This is a genomic window from Kitasatospora sp. YST-16 (assembly GCF_026802215.1).
In the GTDB taxonomy this organism is placed as follows: Bacteria; Actinomycetota; Actinomycetes; order Streptomycetales; family Streptomycetaceae; genus Kitasatospora; species Kitasatospora cineracea.
In genome coordinates this window covers 229,759-244,969 of record NZ_CP113837.1, presented here as the reverse complement: position 1 = coordinate 244,969, position 15,211 = coordinate 229,759, and the positions used below count along the sequence as shown (strand labels likewise).

12 protein-coding genes are annotated in these 15,211 nt (G+C 75.9%); 2 read left to right on the top strand and 10 right to left on the bottom strand.

The window, feature by feature from the left end; genetic code table 11:
- Positions 1 to 24: 24 nt before the first annotated feature.
- Positions 25 to 1,470, bottom strand: coding sequence for a DUF4331 domain-containing protein (locus OU787_RS01170; protein ID WP_030462744.1), 1,446 nt, complete (start codon positions 1,468 to 1,470; stop codon positions 25 to 27).
- A gap of 325 nt (positions 1,471 to 1,795) precedes the next feature.
- Between OU787_RS01170 and OU787_RS01165 the strand changes: the two genes are divergently transcribed.
- On the top strand, positions 1,796 to 3,505 hold the full coding sequence (locus OU787_RS01165) for a high frequency lysogenization protein HflD (RefSeq protein WP_232795129.1): 1,710 nt from the start codon (positions 1,796 to 1,798) through the stop codon (positions 3,503 to 3,505).
- 21 nt (positions 3,506 to 3,526) lie between these two features.
- A complete protein-coding gene (locus tag OU787_RS01160) occupies positions 3,527 to 3,856 on the top strand; it encodes a hypothetical protein (RefSeq protein WP_051817478.1) in 330 nt (109 codons plus the stop codon).
- Positions 3,857 to 4,058: 202 nt separating this feature from the next.
- Here OU787_RS01160 and OU787_RS01155 read toward each other — a convergent pair whose 3' ends face one another.
- The 9 genes from OU787_RS01155 to OU787_RS01115 form a co-directional block, all read right to left on the bottom strand.
- Entirely contained in the window at positions 4,059 to 5,261 is a 1,203-nt protein-coding gene (locus OU787_RS01155) for a type III PLP-dependent enzyme (protein ID WP_051817480.1), read from the bottom strand.
- Positions 5,258 to 6,997 carry an IucA/IucC family protein gene (locus tag OU787_RS01150; RefSeq protein WP_030462748.1) on the bottom strand — a complete coding sequence of 580 codons (1,740 nt, stop codon included), beginning with the start codon at positions 6,995 to 6,997 and terminating at the stop codon, positions 5,258 to 5,260. Before OU787_RS01150 ends, OU787_RS01155 begins: the two co-directional genes overlap by 4 nt.
- Complete coding sequence (locus tag OU787_RS01145) at positions 6,994 to 8,196, bottom strand: MFS transporter (RefSeq protein WP_081967196.1); 1,203 nt, start codon at positions 8,194 to 8,196, stop codon at positions 6,994 to 6,996. The genes OU787_RS01150 and OU787_RS01145 overlap by 4 nt, the downstream gene beginning before the upstream one ends.
- A complete protein-coding gene (locus tag OU787_RS01140; protein WP_051817482.1) occupies positions 8,193 to 9,899 on the bottom strand; it encodes an IucA/IucC family protein in 1,707 nt (568 codons plus the stop codon). The genes OU787_RS01145 and OU787_RS01140 overlap by 4 nt, the downstream gene beginning before the upstream one ends.
- Positions 9,900 to 9,904: 5 nt before the next feature.
- Positions 9,905 to 11,101, bottom strand: coding sequence for an ATP-grasp domain-containing protein (locus OU787_RS01135; protein WP_268658209.1), 1,197 nt, complete (start codon positions 11,099 to 11,101; stop codon positions 9,905 to 9,907).
- Between the two features lie 36 nt (positions 11,102 to 11,137).
- On the bottom strand, positions 11,138 to 12,133 hold the full coding sequence (locus OU787_RS01130) for an ABC transporter substrate-binding protein (protein ID WP_030462752.1): 996 nt from the start codon (positions 12,131 to 12,133) through the stop codon (positions 11,138 to 11,140).
- A 104-nt stretch (positions 12,134 to 12,237) separates the two neighbouring features.
- A complete protein-coding gene (locus OU787_RS01125; protein ID WP_030462753.1) occupies positions 12,238 to 13,041 on the bottom strand; it encodes an ABC transporter ATP-binding protein in 804 nt (267 codons plus the stop codon).
- Entirely contained in the window at positions 13,038 to 14,120 is a 1,083-nt protein-coding gene (locus OU787_RS01120; RefSeq protein WP_030462754.1) for a FecCD family ABC transporter permease, read from the bottom strand. The genes OU787_RS01125 and OU787_RS01120 overlap by 4 nt, the downstream gene beginning before the upstream one ends.
- Positions 14,117 to 15,133 carry a FecCD family ABC transporter permease gene (locus tag OU787_RS01115; RefSeq protein ID WP_030462755.1) on the bottom strand — a complete coding sequence of 339 codons (1,017 nt, stop codon included), beginning with the start codon at positions 15,131 to 15,133 and terminating at the stop codon, positions 14,117 to 14,119. Before OU787_RS01115 ends, OU787_RS01120 begins: the two co-directional genes overlap by 4 nt.
- Between the last annotated feature and the right edge of the window lie 78 nt (positions 15,134 to 15,211).

The window sequence follows — 15,211 nt, the reverse complement described above, 5'->3', positions numbered from 1 at the left end:
GGCCCGGGGCCACCGCGCGGGCGGTCACTTCTGGTTGACGGCCTTGTCGTAGGGCAGGGCCAGGTAGGGGAACGTCGCGCCGAACGGCCGGTCGGGGCCGTTGACCTTGTCGCCCGCGGCGAGGGCCTGGACGAACTTGCCGGGGGTGGCGCCCTCGACGACCTGCAGGGCGATGTCGACGACGTCGTCGCCGAGGCGGCGGCCGTTGGGGAAGCCCTGGAAGTCGCCGTTGAGGACGCCGAGGCGGTCCGGCTTCGGCGTCACCGGGGTGGACATGTTCAGCCGCAGCTCCTCGGCGGGCACGAACCGGTTCGGGTCGATGTCCCGGTTCATCAGCTGGGAGTTGAGGTCGACGGCGAGCGGGCCGTTGGCGGCCTTGGCGATGCCGGTGAGGAAGATCTCCTGCAGGTCGGTGCGCGGCGCGGCGGGCGCGGGCAGGCCGTAGACCGCCTGGACGAGCTTGGGCACCTCGGGGTCGAGGACCTTGGCGACCACCGCGGGCTGGTTGTGGTCCTCGGACGGGGGCAGCGCGTTGAACGCGTCCTTCAGCCCGGCCGGCACGACGACCTCGTTGACCAGCGGGTTGCCCAGCCGCGAGACCTGGACGTACGGCCCGACCGGGTCGGCCTTGCCGGGGCCGAGCTTCATGCTCTGCTTCTCGGTGCTCGACCAGACGCCGATGACGGGGTTGCGGGTCGGGTCGCCCTTGTACGCCAGGCGGCTCTTGGGGATCTGCAGGGCCACGGAGTTGACGTTGTACCCGGCCAGGGTGTTCTGGCCGACCTCGGAGAGGTTGCCGCCGTACAGCAGGTCGAAGACCCGCAGGTCGAGGAAGAACGGGTCGGCGGCCTGGGTGGCCACCGTCTGCCCGCCGCCCGGGAGTTGGACGGTGGCCTGCTGTCGCAGCCGCCCGTAGTCGGGCATCGAGGCCCGGCCGGTGTCGGACGGGGCGACCTGGCCGTGCTCGACCAGGGTCACCGGGTCGCAGTCCGGGTGGAGCTCCTGGAGCGTGTAGTACTGGCGGAAGCGCAGGGTGGCGTCGGTGAGGTTGTTCACCGGCCCCTTGTCGTAGAGGAAGGTGTCGGTGCCGCGCAGGTCCTCGGTGTGGAAGGTCCACCGGTAGGTGACGTCGGGGTGCCCGGTGCCCTGCGAATCGATGTTGACGTCGTAGTGCGCGCCGTCCGCCCACGGGTAGAAGTTCGGGCCGCCGTTGGGCTCCTGGAACGGCAACCAGTTGGCGATCAGCGTCACCGTGTCGGGGTTGTCGGGGCTGGTGAAGGCGTACACGTCGGTGTTGTCGACCTGCGGGTCGGCGGCGATCAGCGGCGCCTCGCGGTGGCTGGACGCCGCCGATGTCCCGGCACCGGTGCCGAGCAGGGTGGTGCCGGCCATGCCGAGGGCGAGCGCGGTGAGGACCGCGGCCGTGCGGGCCGCCGAGCTGCGACCCGGGGATCGACGAAGAAGGCTCATCAAGGAGTCTCCGATTTCCTTGTCAGGAACGGTCGTTCGCATCCGTGGCGAATGCGGGACGTACGGACGTCGTGCGGCGGGTCGGCCGACACGTACTGTCCTCCGTCCTCGGACCCGGTTCGCCGCGAACCGGCCTCCGGCGTGCCGCGATCACCCTCGCGGCCCAGCGGCATCACCCGTCCGGCCGGACGGGACGGGCACGGCGGTGGACACGGCGGGCGGACGGCCGCGACAGTGTGCGGGCACCAGCGCCGAAACCCTGCCGCGCCGCCAGCCCGCACGGGGCACCCGCGCCCACCGCCGTTCCGCACCCCGGAGGCACCGCGTGGCAGTCCACCGCACCCTGACCCGTACCGGGGCCGCCCTCGCCGCGGCCCTCGCCCTCACCGCCCTGGCCGCACCGGCCGCCCGGGCCCACCCGCTCGGCAACTTCTCGGTCAACCACTACCTCGGACTCACCGTCCGGGCCGACGGCGTCGACGCGCTCGCCGTCACCGACCTCGCCGAGATCCCCACCCTCCAGGAGCAGGACGCCGCCGACACCGACCACGACGGCACCGTCGACGCCGCCGAACGCACCGCCTGGGCCACCGGCCGGTGCGACGCGGCCGCCCACCGGACCCGGCTCACCGCCGACGGCACCGTCCTCCCCTGGACGGTCGCCTCGGCCGGGTTCGCGTATCAGGACGGCGCGGCCGGACTGCGCACCAGCCGCCTCGAATGCCACCTGCACGCCGACCGGCAACTCGCCCCGGACGGCACGGACTTCCGCGTCGAGACCGGGGCCGACCCCACCCGGGTCGGCTGGAACGAGATCACCGCCCGGGGCGACGGCGCCGTCCTCGACCGCTCCGACGTCCCCGCCGCCTCCGTCAGCCGCGAACTGCGCGACTACCCGCGGGACTTGCTCGACACCCCCGAAGGCGTCACCACCGCCGCCTTCCGCGCCCGACCCGGCACCGGCACCGGGCCCGCCGCACGGGCCGGGACGGTGACGACCGCCGCCGCGAACACCTGGCTCGCCGCCCTCGACGCCCGGCTCGCCTCGCTCGGCACCGCCCGCCACCTGACCCTGCCGCTCGGCCTGCTCGCCGTCCTGCTCTCGACCGTCCTCGGCGCCGGCCACGCCCTGCTGCCCGGCCACGGCAAGACCGTCATGGCCGCCTACCTCGCCGGCAAACGCGGCCGCCCGCGCGACGCGCTCACCGTCGGCGCCACCGTCACCCTCACCCACACCGCGGGCGTGCTGGCCACCGGCCTGCTGCTCACCGCCTTCTCCACCCTCGCCGGAGACCGCCTGCTGGCCCGCCTCGGCACCGTCAGCGGCGCACTCGTCCTCCTCGTCGGCGCGCTGCTCCTGCGGGACGCGCTGCGCTCCCGGCGCGACCGGGCCGGGAACGCCCCGACCGCGGAGACCGCCGACCGGCGCAGGCCCGAAGCGCAGCCCGTGCCCGTCGGGACGGCCGTCCACGCGCTCGGACGACCGGCCCCGCCGAACACCGGCCACCAGCACCAGCACCACCAGCACCACGATCACGGCGACGAGCCGCACGACCACGGCCACGAGCACCACGATCACGGCCACGAGCACCACGGTCACGGCCACGAGCACCACCACCATCACCACGGCCCGCTCGGGCACCGCCACGGGCACGGTCACGGCCACGGCCACCACCACGGCCACGGGCACGGACCGGCCGCCCGGGCGGACCGGCGCCGGCTGATCGGCCTGGGTGTCGCCGGGGGCCTGGTGCCGAGTCCCTCCGCGCTGCTGGTGCTGCTCGGCGCCGTCGCCCTCGGCCGCACGGTCTTCGGCGTGGCCCTGGTGATCGCCTACGGGGTCGGCATGGCCGCGACCCTGACCGGAGCCGGACTGCTGCTCGTCGGCCTCGGGCACCGCCTGGGCCCGGCCGCCACCCACCCGGCGCTGGCCCGGCTGCGCGGCCTCGCCCCCTACAGCGCCCTGCTGACCGCGCTGCTGGTCCTCGCCGTCGGCGCGGGCATGGTCCTGCGCAGCCTGCCGTCCGCCCTCTGACGCACCATCAGGAGAACCGCCGTGCCCATCCGTTCGACAGCGCTCGGCCGGGGGCTCGCCCTCGCGGCCGTACCGGCCCTGCTCCTGGCCGGGTGCGCGGGCCCGACCCGGGGTGCCCTGGACATCCAGCGCGCCACCCCCTCGCCCAGCTGCCTCGTCCACCAGACCCGCGAACCCGCCGACCGCTACACCGCGGGCCGGGACGCCGACACCGTCGCGGTGCTGGAGCTTATGCGCTACTACACCGCCAACGGCCGCGCCCCCTACTGCGACGGGAAGCCGCCCACCGCCGCGGACCGCGCCTGGCAACAGCTCTACACCCGCCTCGGCGGGGACCCCGCCCGCCTCTGACCTGGGCCCGCGCCCACCGCACTGCTCCGATCGGGTGAACGTCGCCGACCGGCACCAAGCCGGCCGCCCCCGCCCTGCGAATGACGGGTGTGCGCGGAGCCAGGGTCGGCCGTCCGCGCACCACGGGGACGGGACCCTTCGGCTGGCACCACGGGTCCCGTCCCCTTCCCGCCCCCCGGCCGCGTGCTGTCGGCCGGTGCGGTCAGGGGGCCTCCGCCGGGGGGTCGGGCGTCTCGTCGGCGAGGTAGTGGAAGGCCGGGCGGGGGTGCATCAGGAACTCGTGGTGCGAGATGTTCCAGGCGTAGGCGCCGGCCATGGCGAACAGCAGCCGGTCGCCGGCGCGCAGGGCCGGGACGGGGGCGCGGGAGGCCAGGACGTCCTTGGGGGTGCACAGTTGGCCGCAGACGGTGACGGGGGAGTCGGTGACGCCGGGGCGCGGCCAGGGGTGCGGCCAGTGGTCGACCGGCAGGACGGTGAAGGGCTGGGAGTGCCCGCGGGTGGCGGGGGTGCGCAGGTGGTGGGTGCCGCCGCGGACGACCGCGAAGTCCTCGCCGTGGCTGTGCTTCACGTCCAGGACCTCGGTGGCGTACCAGCCGCAGTGGGCGGTCAGGGCGCGGCCCGGTTCGATGCGCAGGGTCAGGGACGGGTGGCGGGCGAGCAGTTCGGCCAGGCCCCGGCCGAAGCGCGGCCAGTCGAACCGGGCGTCGGGGTCCGCGTAGTCGACGGCCATGCCGCCGCCGACGTTCACCTCGTCCAGGGCCAGGCCGTGGCGGGCGGCGAGGCCGGCGGACCAGGTGACGATCCGTTCGGCGACGCGGAGTTGCTCGGCGGCGGGCAGGCCGCTGGCCAGGTGGGCGTGGATGCCGCGCAGCCGCAGGCGGGCGAAGGCGGGGGTGGCGAGCAGGGCCAGGCAGCGGGTGACCTGCCCGGGGTCCATGCCGAACGGGGTGGGGCGGCCGCCCATCGCCAGCGCGACGCCGTCCAGGGCGCCGCCGCCGACCGGCAGGTTGACCCGCAGCAGGACGTCGACGGGGCGGTCGGCGGCCGCGGCGAGGACGTGCAGTTCGCGTTCGCTCTCCACGTGCCAGCGCCGGACGGCGGGCAGGCGCAGGGCCGCGGCGATCTCCTCGGGGGACTTGCCGGGGCCGCCGAACGCCAGCGGGGCGTCCGGCACGGTGGCGTGCACGTGGGCCAACTCGCCGCCGGAGGAGACCTCGTAGCCGTCGACCAGGCCGTGCAGGGCGGCCAGCACCGGCGCCTCCGGGTTGGCCTTGGCCGCGTAGTACAGCTCGACCCGCTCGGGCAGCGCGGCCCGGACCCGGCGGGCGTGCGCCCGCAGGGCCGCCAGGTCGTAGAGGTAGGCCGGGAGCCCGGTCAGGGCGGCGGCCGTCGCGGGGACGCTCACGGGCGCTCCTTCGCAGAGGTGGAGGCGGAGCCGGCCGGGATCGACAGCGGGGAGGCCAGCGGGACGTAGCCGGCCTCGCGGTCCGGGCGGCGGCTCCACCGGGTGAGCAGGTTGGCCTTGGCGGGCAGCGGGACGCCGGCCAGCAGCGCGGCCAGCCGGGGCGGGCAGCCGTGCGCGGCGGCGTACTGCGCCAGCACGGTCCGGACGTCGTCCCAGAGGGCGGCCTCCAGGTCGGGGTGCCGGTCGGCGAGGGCGGCGAGCAGTTCGGCGAGGTGGTTGACGACCAGGCAGTACACGACGCGGTCCCAGCCGCGCTGCGCGTCGTACGTCATCGGGCCGGCGGTGCCGGCCGGGAGCGCGGCGAGGGCGGCGGCGTGCCGCTCGGGCAGCAGCTTGGTGCCCTCCAGGTCGCGGAACAGCACCTGGGCGGGCCGGCCCCGGCCGTCCACGCAGACCAGGACGTTCTGCAGGTGCGGTTCGAGGACCACGCCGTGGTCGAAGTAGGCGGCGAGCACCGGCGGGACGACCAGCCGCAGGTAGGCCGCCCACCAGTCCCGGGCGGCCGCCCCGCCGGGGCCGGGCAGCAGCGCGCCGACCTGGGCCGCGCTGGTCGGGTGCTCGTCGGCGACGGCCCCGGCCAGCAGCGGGGTCAGGCCCGGGCGGACGGCCCCGTCCAGGCCCTCGCGGACGATCAGCCCGAAGCCCTCGAACAGGTCGAGGTCCGGTTCCCCGTCCGGGCCGGGCAGCGCCAGGGTGCGGAACGCGGGCTCGCGCAGCACCGCCGCGTCCGGGAAGCGCCGGGCCAGGTCGGCGAGCGGCTCGGCGAGCAGCCGGGTGAGGGTGACGGCCCCGGCCAGCTCGTACGCGGAGTTCTTGCGCAGGCAGTTGGTGATCCGCACGTTCAGGCTGAACTTCAGGAACGCGCCCGCGCCGTACAGGGTCCGCACCGAGGCGGTGGCCGCGAACGGGGCGCCGCCCTCGCCGAGGTCGAGCACGTCGCCGCGGGCCAGGGCGGCGGTCAGCAGCGGGTGGCCGGCCAGCAGCCGGTACTGCCAGGGGTGGGCGGGCAGCAGGGTGTAGCCGTCCGGCACCGGGCGCAGCGCGTCCAGCCGGGCGAGCGCGGCCGGGTCGGCGGTGTCCTGCACGACGTACTCGGTGCGCACGGCGAGGTGCCGCAGGCGGAACGCGGCCCGGGCCTCGGGGGCGTAGTCGGACCAGGAACCGCGGTGCGCGGAGCGGGACTTGGGCGCGGGGTGGAAGCGGTGGCCGAAGAGCAGCGCCTGCTCCGACTCCAGGTACCGGTCGCCGCCGGGGGCGGGCCGGTCGGCGAGGGCGGCGGCCACCACCTGGTGGCTGGAGGCGACCTGGTCGAGGAACTCCTCGTTGGCGACGCCGGTGCGCAGGGTCAGCTCGGCCCGGACGTGCTCGGCCAGCTCGCGCCAGCCCAACTCCCGCCATCCGTCCGGCACTTGCTCGCTGACCGGTCCGGTGAAGCGGTGCGCGCCGAGCAGCGAGGTGCGGCGCAGCGCGACCCGCAGCAGGGCCCCGCGGCGGGGCAGGCGCAGCAGCAGGGTGCCGTCGGCGACGGCGGTCTGGTGCTCGGGCCCGGAGACCTCGCGCAGCAGGCAGTTGAGCAGGGTGTGGGCGACGGCGTCGTCGGCGCTCGGCAGGGCGTCGAGGCCGGGCCGGGCGTCCGGGTCCGCGGTCTCCGGCCGGTGGTCGGTCTTCGTGGTCATCGGGGGCTCCAGCGGGTCAGGAGGACGAGGAGGGCGGCGAGTGCGGCCGCGGCGGTGCCGGTGAGCACGGGGGCGGTCGGGCCGAAGGCGCCGTTGACCGCGGCGGCGACCGCGCCCGCCGCGACCGCGCCGCCCTTGGAGACGAGTTCGAGGGTGCCGAACATCCGCCCCGGGGGCCGCCCTTCGGCGGCGGCCGCGGCGAGGACGGACAGGCAGACCAGGCCGAGCGTCAGGCCGGCGCCCAGGACCGTCCGGGCGAGGACGAAGGCGGGCAGCGTGTGGGCGGCGCCGTGCCCGGCGAGGCCGAGGCCGACCAGGGCGAAGGCGGCGAACAGGCCGGTGCGCGGCCGGTGGTGGAACAGGCGGTGCACCCGGCCCGCGGTGAGCAGGTACACCAGGTGCGGCAGTGCGAACAGCACCCCCGCCACGGTGCCGGAGACCCCGGGCAGGTGCTGCTCGACCAGGGCGATCAGGTAGGGGAAGGAGACGATGGTGGCGAAGACGAACGCGAACTCGAACGCGTAGAGCAGGCGCAGCGGCCGCCGCTCCGGCGCCGCTCCGGGCGGCCCGTCGGCCGCCGCGGTGCGGGCCGGCTGCTCCGGTTCGGGCAGGAAGGCCAGCAGCACGGCGGCCGCCAGCGGCAGTACGGCCATCAGCAGGTACTGCCGGTGCGGGGAGAGCCACGGCGAGAGCGCGCCGACCAGGACCGGCGCGGCGACCAGCGAGGCGCGGGCGCTGCCCTGCATCAGGGTGAGCGCGCGCGACAGGTCGGCGCCGCGCAGCGCCGCGCCGAGGTAGCCGTTGGTGGCGGCGAAGGTGCCGCCGAGGAAGCCCTGGAGGACCAGGGCGGCGGTGAAGGCGGGCAGCGAGTCGGCGGCGCCCGCCAGCAGGAAGGAGACGGCGAGCCCGAGTTGGGCGCGCAGCAGGAGCCGCTTGCGGCCGAACCGGTCGGCGAGCCGGCCCCACAGCGGCGCGCCGAGGGCGCTGAACACGGTCGGCACGACGTACAGCAGGCCGGCCCAGCGCCCCTCGCGGTCGCCCAGGGCGGGCAGGATCCCGGTCAGGTACGGCGGCAGGCCGAGCGCCGCGAACGAGGCGACGAAGTAGCAGGCGGCCAGCCCGTGGACCTGGCGGCGGTTCAGGCCGCCGGCGGGCCGCTCGGCGGCGTGGGTGCCGCGTTCCAGTGCGCCGGTGCTCACGGCCGCCCCGCACCGAGCAGGTAGTTGGGGCCGTCGGTGTAGTGCTTGTTGACGTCGGCGGCGCCGGAGCGGTCCTTGGCCAGCAGGGTGCCGGCCGTGACCATGGCCTTGACCGGCAGCCGCCGCGCCTCCAGCAGGTCGGTGCGCAGCGGGGCGCCGGCCGGGCCGAGCCGGTCGACGGCCGCGGCGAGCGTCCCGCGCAGCAGGCCGAGGGTCGACTCCAGCGGGGCGCGGCCGTGTGCGGCCAGGCCGAAGGCGAGCGAGGCGGTGCACAGGTGGCCGGTGATGGTGGTGAACAGGTCGGTCAGCGGCCGGTCCCGGTGGCCGAAGATCCGGGCGTCGTCGAACAGCCTTCGGTAGGGGGCGAGTTCGCCGAGCCGGTCGAGGTTGATCCGGGGGCCGTCGTTGTCCTTGTACAGCAGCCGCAGCCGGGTCCGGCCGCCGTCCTCGTCCAGCACCAGCGAGGTGTTCTGCTGGTGCGACTCCAGCGCGATGCCGTACCCGAACAGGGTGGTCTGCCAGTCGACCAGCAGCTCGGTGAGCTCCCGGTACAGCTCCGGGACGGAGCCCGCGTAGAAGCGGTCCGCGAGGTGGTCGACCACCAGGCGCCCGCCGGGCGCGGCGGCCAGCAGCGCCGCCAGCGGGACGGTGACCGCGCCGTCGAGCCCGGCGGGCTGGCGCCGGACCAGGACGGCGAGCAGCTCGTCGCCGGCGGCCTGCGCGTGGCTCTGCTCGTCGGCGTGCAGGATCCGCCCGGCGAACCGGGGCTCGCGCTCCAGGACGGCCTCGATCAGCAGCTGTCCGGCGGCCCCGTCGGCGAGGGTGCCGGGTTTGATGGTGCGCCGGTTGCGCTGCCCCAGGGTGGCGGTGGCCAGCGGCAGTTTGAGGTGGACCGACGGGTCCCGGGAGACCGCGACGGTGCGCATCGACAGGGTCGGCACCACCTCCAGGTACGGCTCCTCGGCCAGCACCGCGCCGGGCAGCTCCGGGAGCCGGTCGACGGTCAGCGGGTGCACCGGGAGGGCCAGGTAGGCGCCGCGCACGCCGAACCGGCGGGCGCTCGGCCACCAGTCGGGGAGCGGCTCCATCGCCCGCGCGTCCAGCCCGGCGGCCGGCACGGCCAGCCAGCGCAGCTCGAACGACGGGTGGAACTCCGGTGAGTACGACCGCAGTTGACGCTCCGTCAGGCCAGAGCGGCCGCGGGCGGTGGGGTACACCGGGTGGTCGAGGTAGGCGGCGAGGGTGTCGAAGGCGAGCGAGGCGGCCGGGCCGGTCCACCGGGCCGGGTCCGGGCCGTACGCCGCGGCGAGCCGCTCGTGCACCCCGGCGCGGACCGCCTCGTGCAGCTCCATGGTGGCCAGGGTCTGCCGGCACTCCTCGGCGAACGCCAGGTGCCCCGGCCGGTCCAGCGGGTCGGCCGCCTCGGCCAACCGGGCCAGGATCTCTGGGAGTCCGGTCAGCGGGGCGCCGTCCGCCTCCAGCAGCGGCAGCCGGGCGGCGTACTCGCACTGGAAGCCCTCGGCCGCCACCGGCAGGGCGAAGGCGCCGCTGCGCAGCCACGGCCCGTCGGCGCGCCGCTCGACGCTCGCGCCGCTGCGCAGGCCGAGCACGTCCTCGCGCAGCAGCGCGCTCAGCACCCGCAGCGTCAACTGCTCGGCGGGGCCGGCCGGGTGCCGGGGGCTCGCAGGGTTCACTGAACTCACACGGCTCACGGGGTGATCTCCCACCGGTTGGCCGCGAGGAACCCGGCGACGGCGGCGTCCACCCGCTGCTGGTCCGGGCCGACGGCCCAGACCACGCCCAGGTAGTCGCGGTTGGTGCGGTGCAGTGCGTGGTGCTCGCCGACCCGGCGCACCGGCCGGTAGGAGAGTTCCACGCCGTCGCTCTCGGCGTCGTACGGGCCGGGGGCGGCGGTCAGGGTGCCGGCCCGGTCGGCGAGGACCGCCTCGTTGCGGGCCCGCCGGTCGGTGCGCGCGCCGAGGTCGGCGGGCAGCCGCTCGCCGAGGTGGGCGCGCAGCACCAGTTCGAAGAACGGGATGCCGAGGATCCGCGCCAGCATCAGGTCGCACTGGTCGCCGATGGCGCGGTAGTTGACCTCGATGATCCGGGCCCGGCCGTCCGGCTGGACGACGAACTCGGTGTGGCAGGCGCCGAGCCCGACGCCGAGCGCGTCGAGCTGGGCGAGCACCTGCCCGGTGACGTCCGCGGGGTGGGCCGGGACGAAGGTCAGGACCTCCTCGATGAAGTCCGGCGGCGGGGAGAGCCGGGTGCGGAACCCGCCGAGGACGTGCCGGGCGTGCCCGTCGCCGAGGGTCTCCAGGGTGTGCAGCTCGCCGGCCAGGAACTCCTCGACGACCAGCACCGCCTCCGGCCGCCGCGCGCGGATCTCCGCGCAGCGGCGGGCGAGTTCGGCCGCGTCGCTGACCAGCGAGACGTCCTCGCTGGCCACGCCCTCGCGCGGCTTGAGCACGCACGGGAACGGCACGTCCAGCTCCACCGGGTCGGCGCCGGGCGGTAGTTCGGCGGAGCGGACGGCGTCCAGGCCGGCCAGCGCCAGGTGGCGGCGCAGCTGGCCCTTGTCCTTGGCGCGCAGCGCGGCCCGCCAGTCCTTGGCGGGCAGCCCGAAGTACTCGGCGGCCAGCGCGGTCTGGGTCTGCAGATGGTCGCTGTTGCTGAACACCGCGTCCGGGGCGCCGAGTTGCGAGACGGTACTGATCACCGCGCGGAAGTCCCGGACGTCGCACTCGACCAGTCGCGGTCTGAACTCCCGTTCCGCGTAGGCCCGCTGGTGGGCCGCGGGGTCGTCGGTGAGGATCGTGACGTCGAGTCCGAGCCGGGCCGCGGCGGGCAGGAAGCCGTCGGTCACCGAGTCGGTCGGGTTCAGGGCGAGCAGGTGGAGCCGCAAGGCGATCAGTCCCGTTCGATTGGTGGGGGCGGGTGGCTACTTGGGGGCGTCGACGCCGGCGGCCGAGGCGATGTCGCCGAGCATCCGGTCGGCGGCCTGGACGCCGATGCCGGACATCCAGGTCTCGTCCGGGACGGTGAAGACCTTGCCGTTCTTCACCGCGTTCAGGCCCTGCCAGACGGCGGTCTGCTGGACCTCGGCCTGCTTGGTCTTGGACGGGTCGTCGGAGGTGGTGACGAACACCAGGTCGGCGTCGGCCTGGTTGATCTGCTCCGGGCTGACGTCCAGCATCGCCTTGTCGACGTCCGGCGCCTTGATCGCCCGGGCCAGGCCGGCGTCCTTGAGCACCACGCCGCTGAACGAGGCGTTCTGGTACAGGCGGGTCGGGCCGGCCACGAAGCGGACCACCGAGACGGACGGCGCGGTGCCGTTGTACTTGGCCTTGATCTCCTCGCCGAGCTTGGCGGCCCGGGCCTCGTAGTCGCCCAGCGCCTTCGCGGCCTCGGTCTCCTTGCCCAGGGCCTGCGCGTACAGCTTGAGGTTGGCCTTCCACGGCTCGCCGGTGGTCTCGGCCATCACGGTCGGGGCGATCGCGTTGAGCTTGTCGTACACCTTCTCGTGCCGGACCTTCGAGGTGAGGATCAGGTCGGGCTTGAGCGAGGCGATCAGTTCGAGGTTCGGCTCGTTCATCGGGCCGACGTCCTTGGTGCCGTCGACCTTGCCCTTGAGGTACGCGGGGAAGCCGCCCTCGGTCTTCAGGTGCGGGGCGACCGCGCCGACCGGGGTGATGCCGAGCAGCGTGACGTCGTCGAGTTCGCCGGAGTCCAGCACCACGACGCGCTTGGGCTGGGCCTTGATCTCGGCGGTGCCCAGCGCGTGCTTGACGCTGCGCGGGAAGGCGGCGGCGCTGTCGCCGGCCGCCTGGCTCGCGGCGGGCTTGGCGTCGCTGGTGCCCTCGCTGCCGCAGGCGGTCAGCAGGGCGGTGGAGAGCACCGCGGCGAGCACGGCGGCGGAGAGCTTGCGGTTGGTCATGTTTCTTTCCTCGCAGGGGAGTTCGGGAGCCGGGGAGTCGGCTTTCGGGCAGGGTCCATCGCCGGTGGGGCGCACGGGCGCCACCGGAAGCTCAAGGGGGTGGGTCAGCGGCGGGCCAGCGGGACGACCAGCGGCGTGCCGGTCTCGGGGTCGGGGACGATCCGGCAGGGCACCTGGAAGACCCGCTCGACCAGTTCGGCGGTCAGCACCTCGCCGGGCGGGCCGGCCGCGGCCGGCTCACCGCCGTCCAGCACCACCAGGTGGTCGGCGTAGCGGGCGGCCTGGCCGAGGTCGTGCAGCACCATCACCACCGTCCGTCCGGCGTCCCGGTGCAGGTCGGTGACCAGGTCGAGGACGTCCAGCTGGTGGCGCAGGTCGAGGAAGGTGGTCGGCTCGTCCAGCAGCAGCAGGTCGGTCTCCTGGGCCAGCGCGAGCGCGATCCAGGCGCGCTGGCGCTGGCCGCCGGAGAGCCGGTCGACCGGGCGGTCGCGCAGCACGTCGGTGCCGGTGCGGCGCAGCGCCTCCTCCACCGCGGCCTGGTCGGCGGCCGACCACGGGGTGAGCATCCGCTGGTGCGGGTAGCGGCCGAGCCGGACCAGCGCCTCCACGGTGACCGCCTCCGGGGTGACCGGCTGCTGCGGCAGCAGGCCCATCCGGCGGGCCAGCGCCCGGGCCGGCATCCGGTGGATGTCGGCGCCGTCCAGGGTGACGGTACCGGCCGCCGGGGCCAGCAGCCGGACCAGGCCGCGCAGCAGCGTCGACTTGCCGCAGGCGTTCGGCCCGACGATCGCGGTGACCGCCCCGCCGGGCAGCTCCAGGTCCAGGCCCCGGACGACCTCGCGGTCGCCGTAGCGCAGGTGCAGGCCCCGGGCGGCCAGCCGGTCGGGGGAGGGGGCGGTGGTGGTCATCGGGAGCTCCTCTGCGGCGGTCGGCCCTGGCGGATCATCAGCGCCAGCAGCCACGGGGCACCGAGCGTCGCGGTGACGGCGCCGACCGGCAGGCCGTGCACCGGCAGCACGTGCAGGACGAGGTGGTCGGCGGCGGTCAGCAGCAGCGCGCCGGTCAGCGCGGTCAGCGCCAGGGTGAGCGGGGTCGGCGGGCCGGCCAGCAGCCGCACCAGGTGCGGCACGGCGAGGGCGACGAAGCCGACCGGCCCGGCCAGCGCGGCGGCCAGCGAGGCCAGCACCACGGCGAGCAGCAGCAGGCCCAGCCGGGTCCGGTGCGGGTCGACGCCCAGGCCGCCGGCCGAGTCGTCGCCCAGGTCGAGCACCGCGACCCGACGGTCCATCAGGAACGCGGCGGCCACCGCGGCGGCGATCGCCCCGCCGGCGCCCCACAGTTCGGGCCAGGTCCGCCCGTACAGCGAACCGGTGGTCCACTGCAGCGCCTGCCCGGCCAGCTCGGCCGGGAAGCGGACGATCATCAGGTTGACGGCCGCCGCCAGGCCCGCCTGCACGGCCAGGCCCACCAGCACCAGCCGGGTCACCGCCATCCGCGAGCGCCAGGCGAACGCGCCCAGCAGCGCAGCCGCCAGCAGCCCGCCGCCCAGCGCCGCCAGCGGGGTCAGCGCCTGCGAGGCGCCGGTGGCCAGCAGCAGCACCGCGCCGAACGAGGCGCCGCCGGTCACGCCGATCACGTCCGGCGAGGCCAGCGGATTGCGGAACAGCCGCTGCAGCAGCGACCCCGCCACCGCCAGGCCGGCGCCCGCGACCACCGCGGACAGCACCCGGGGCGCCCGGAACTCGCGCACCACCAGGACGTCGCCCGCCGAGCCGGAGCCGAACAGCGCGCGCAGCGCGTCCGGCAGCGCGATCGACACCTGGCCGGTGGACAGCGCCACCCCGGCCGTCAGCACCAGCAGCACGGCCGCCGCCGCGATCAGCAGCAGGGTCCGCCGCCGGGCCCGGGCCAGCGCACCGGGCTTCGACCCGGCCGCGGCGGGGGCGGTGCGGGCGGACGGGGCGGGGGTCAGGGTGTCCGGGCTCATCGCGCCGCCGCCGCCTTCCGGGCCAGCACCGCGAGCAGCGGCGCGCCGAGGAACGCGGTGACGATCCCGACCTCGATCTCGGACGGCCGCGCCACCAGCCGGCCCAGCACGTCGGCCAGCAGCAGCAGCACCGGACCGGCGATCAGGCAGCCCGGCACCAGCACCCGGTGGTCGTTGCCCAGCAGCGGACGCACCAGGTGCGGCGCCGCCAGGCCGATGAACGCCACCGGCCCGGCCACCGCGACCGAACCGGCCGCCAGCAGCACCACCGCCAGGCCGCCCAGCACCCGGATCCGCGCCACCGGCACGCCCAGCGCCTGCGCGGTCTCGTCGCCGAGCGCCAGCGCGTTCAGCGCCGGGGCGACCAGCAGCGCCAGCAGCACGCCGACCGCGAGCAGCGGCAGCACCTGGTACAGCCCGTCCAGGCTGCGCCCGCCGACCGAACCGGCCAGCCAGAACCGGGCCTCGTCCAGCGTCCGGCGGCTCGCCAGCATCAGCGCCGACGTCCAGGACGCCAGCACCGCCGACAGCACGGTGCCGCCGAGGGCCAAGCGCACCGGGTCCAGGTCGCCCGAGTGCCGCGCCATCCCGTACACCAGCAGCGCGGCGCCGCTCGCGCCCGCCACCGCGAACCAGACGTACTGCAGCGGGTGCGACAGGCCCAGCGCGAAGATCGCGGTCACCACCGCGAACCCGGCCCCCGCGTTGATGCCCAGCGTGGTCGGCGACGCCAGCGGGTTGCGCGTCACGCCCTGGGCGACCGCCCCGGCCGCGCCGAGCGCCGCGCCCACCGCGATCCCGATGACGGTCCGGGGCACCCGGAGGCCGACCACCACGTCCGCGTCGGCGCCGTGCGCCCTGCCCGACAGGGCGTCAACCACCGTGGCGAGCGGGATCGATCGTGATCCGAGGGCGAGGCTGAGGGCCGCGCACAGGGCGAGCGCCCCGAGGCCGGCAGCGAGCAGCGAGACCTGCCGCGCTGCTGCGGACCGGGGTGCCGGGGTGGCGGACACGGTTGGTTCGGTTCTGAGCACGGAAACAGATTTTGGTTAGGCTAACCTTAATAAGTCAAGTGCCGGTGGGGGCGCGGG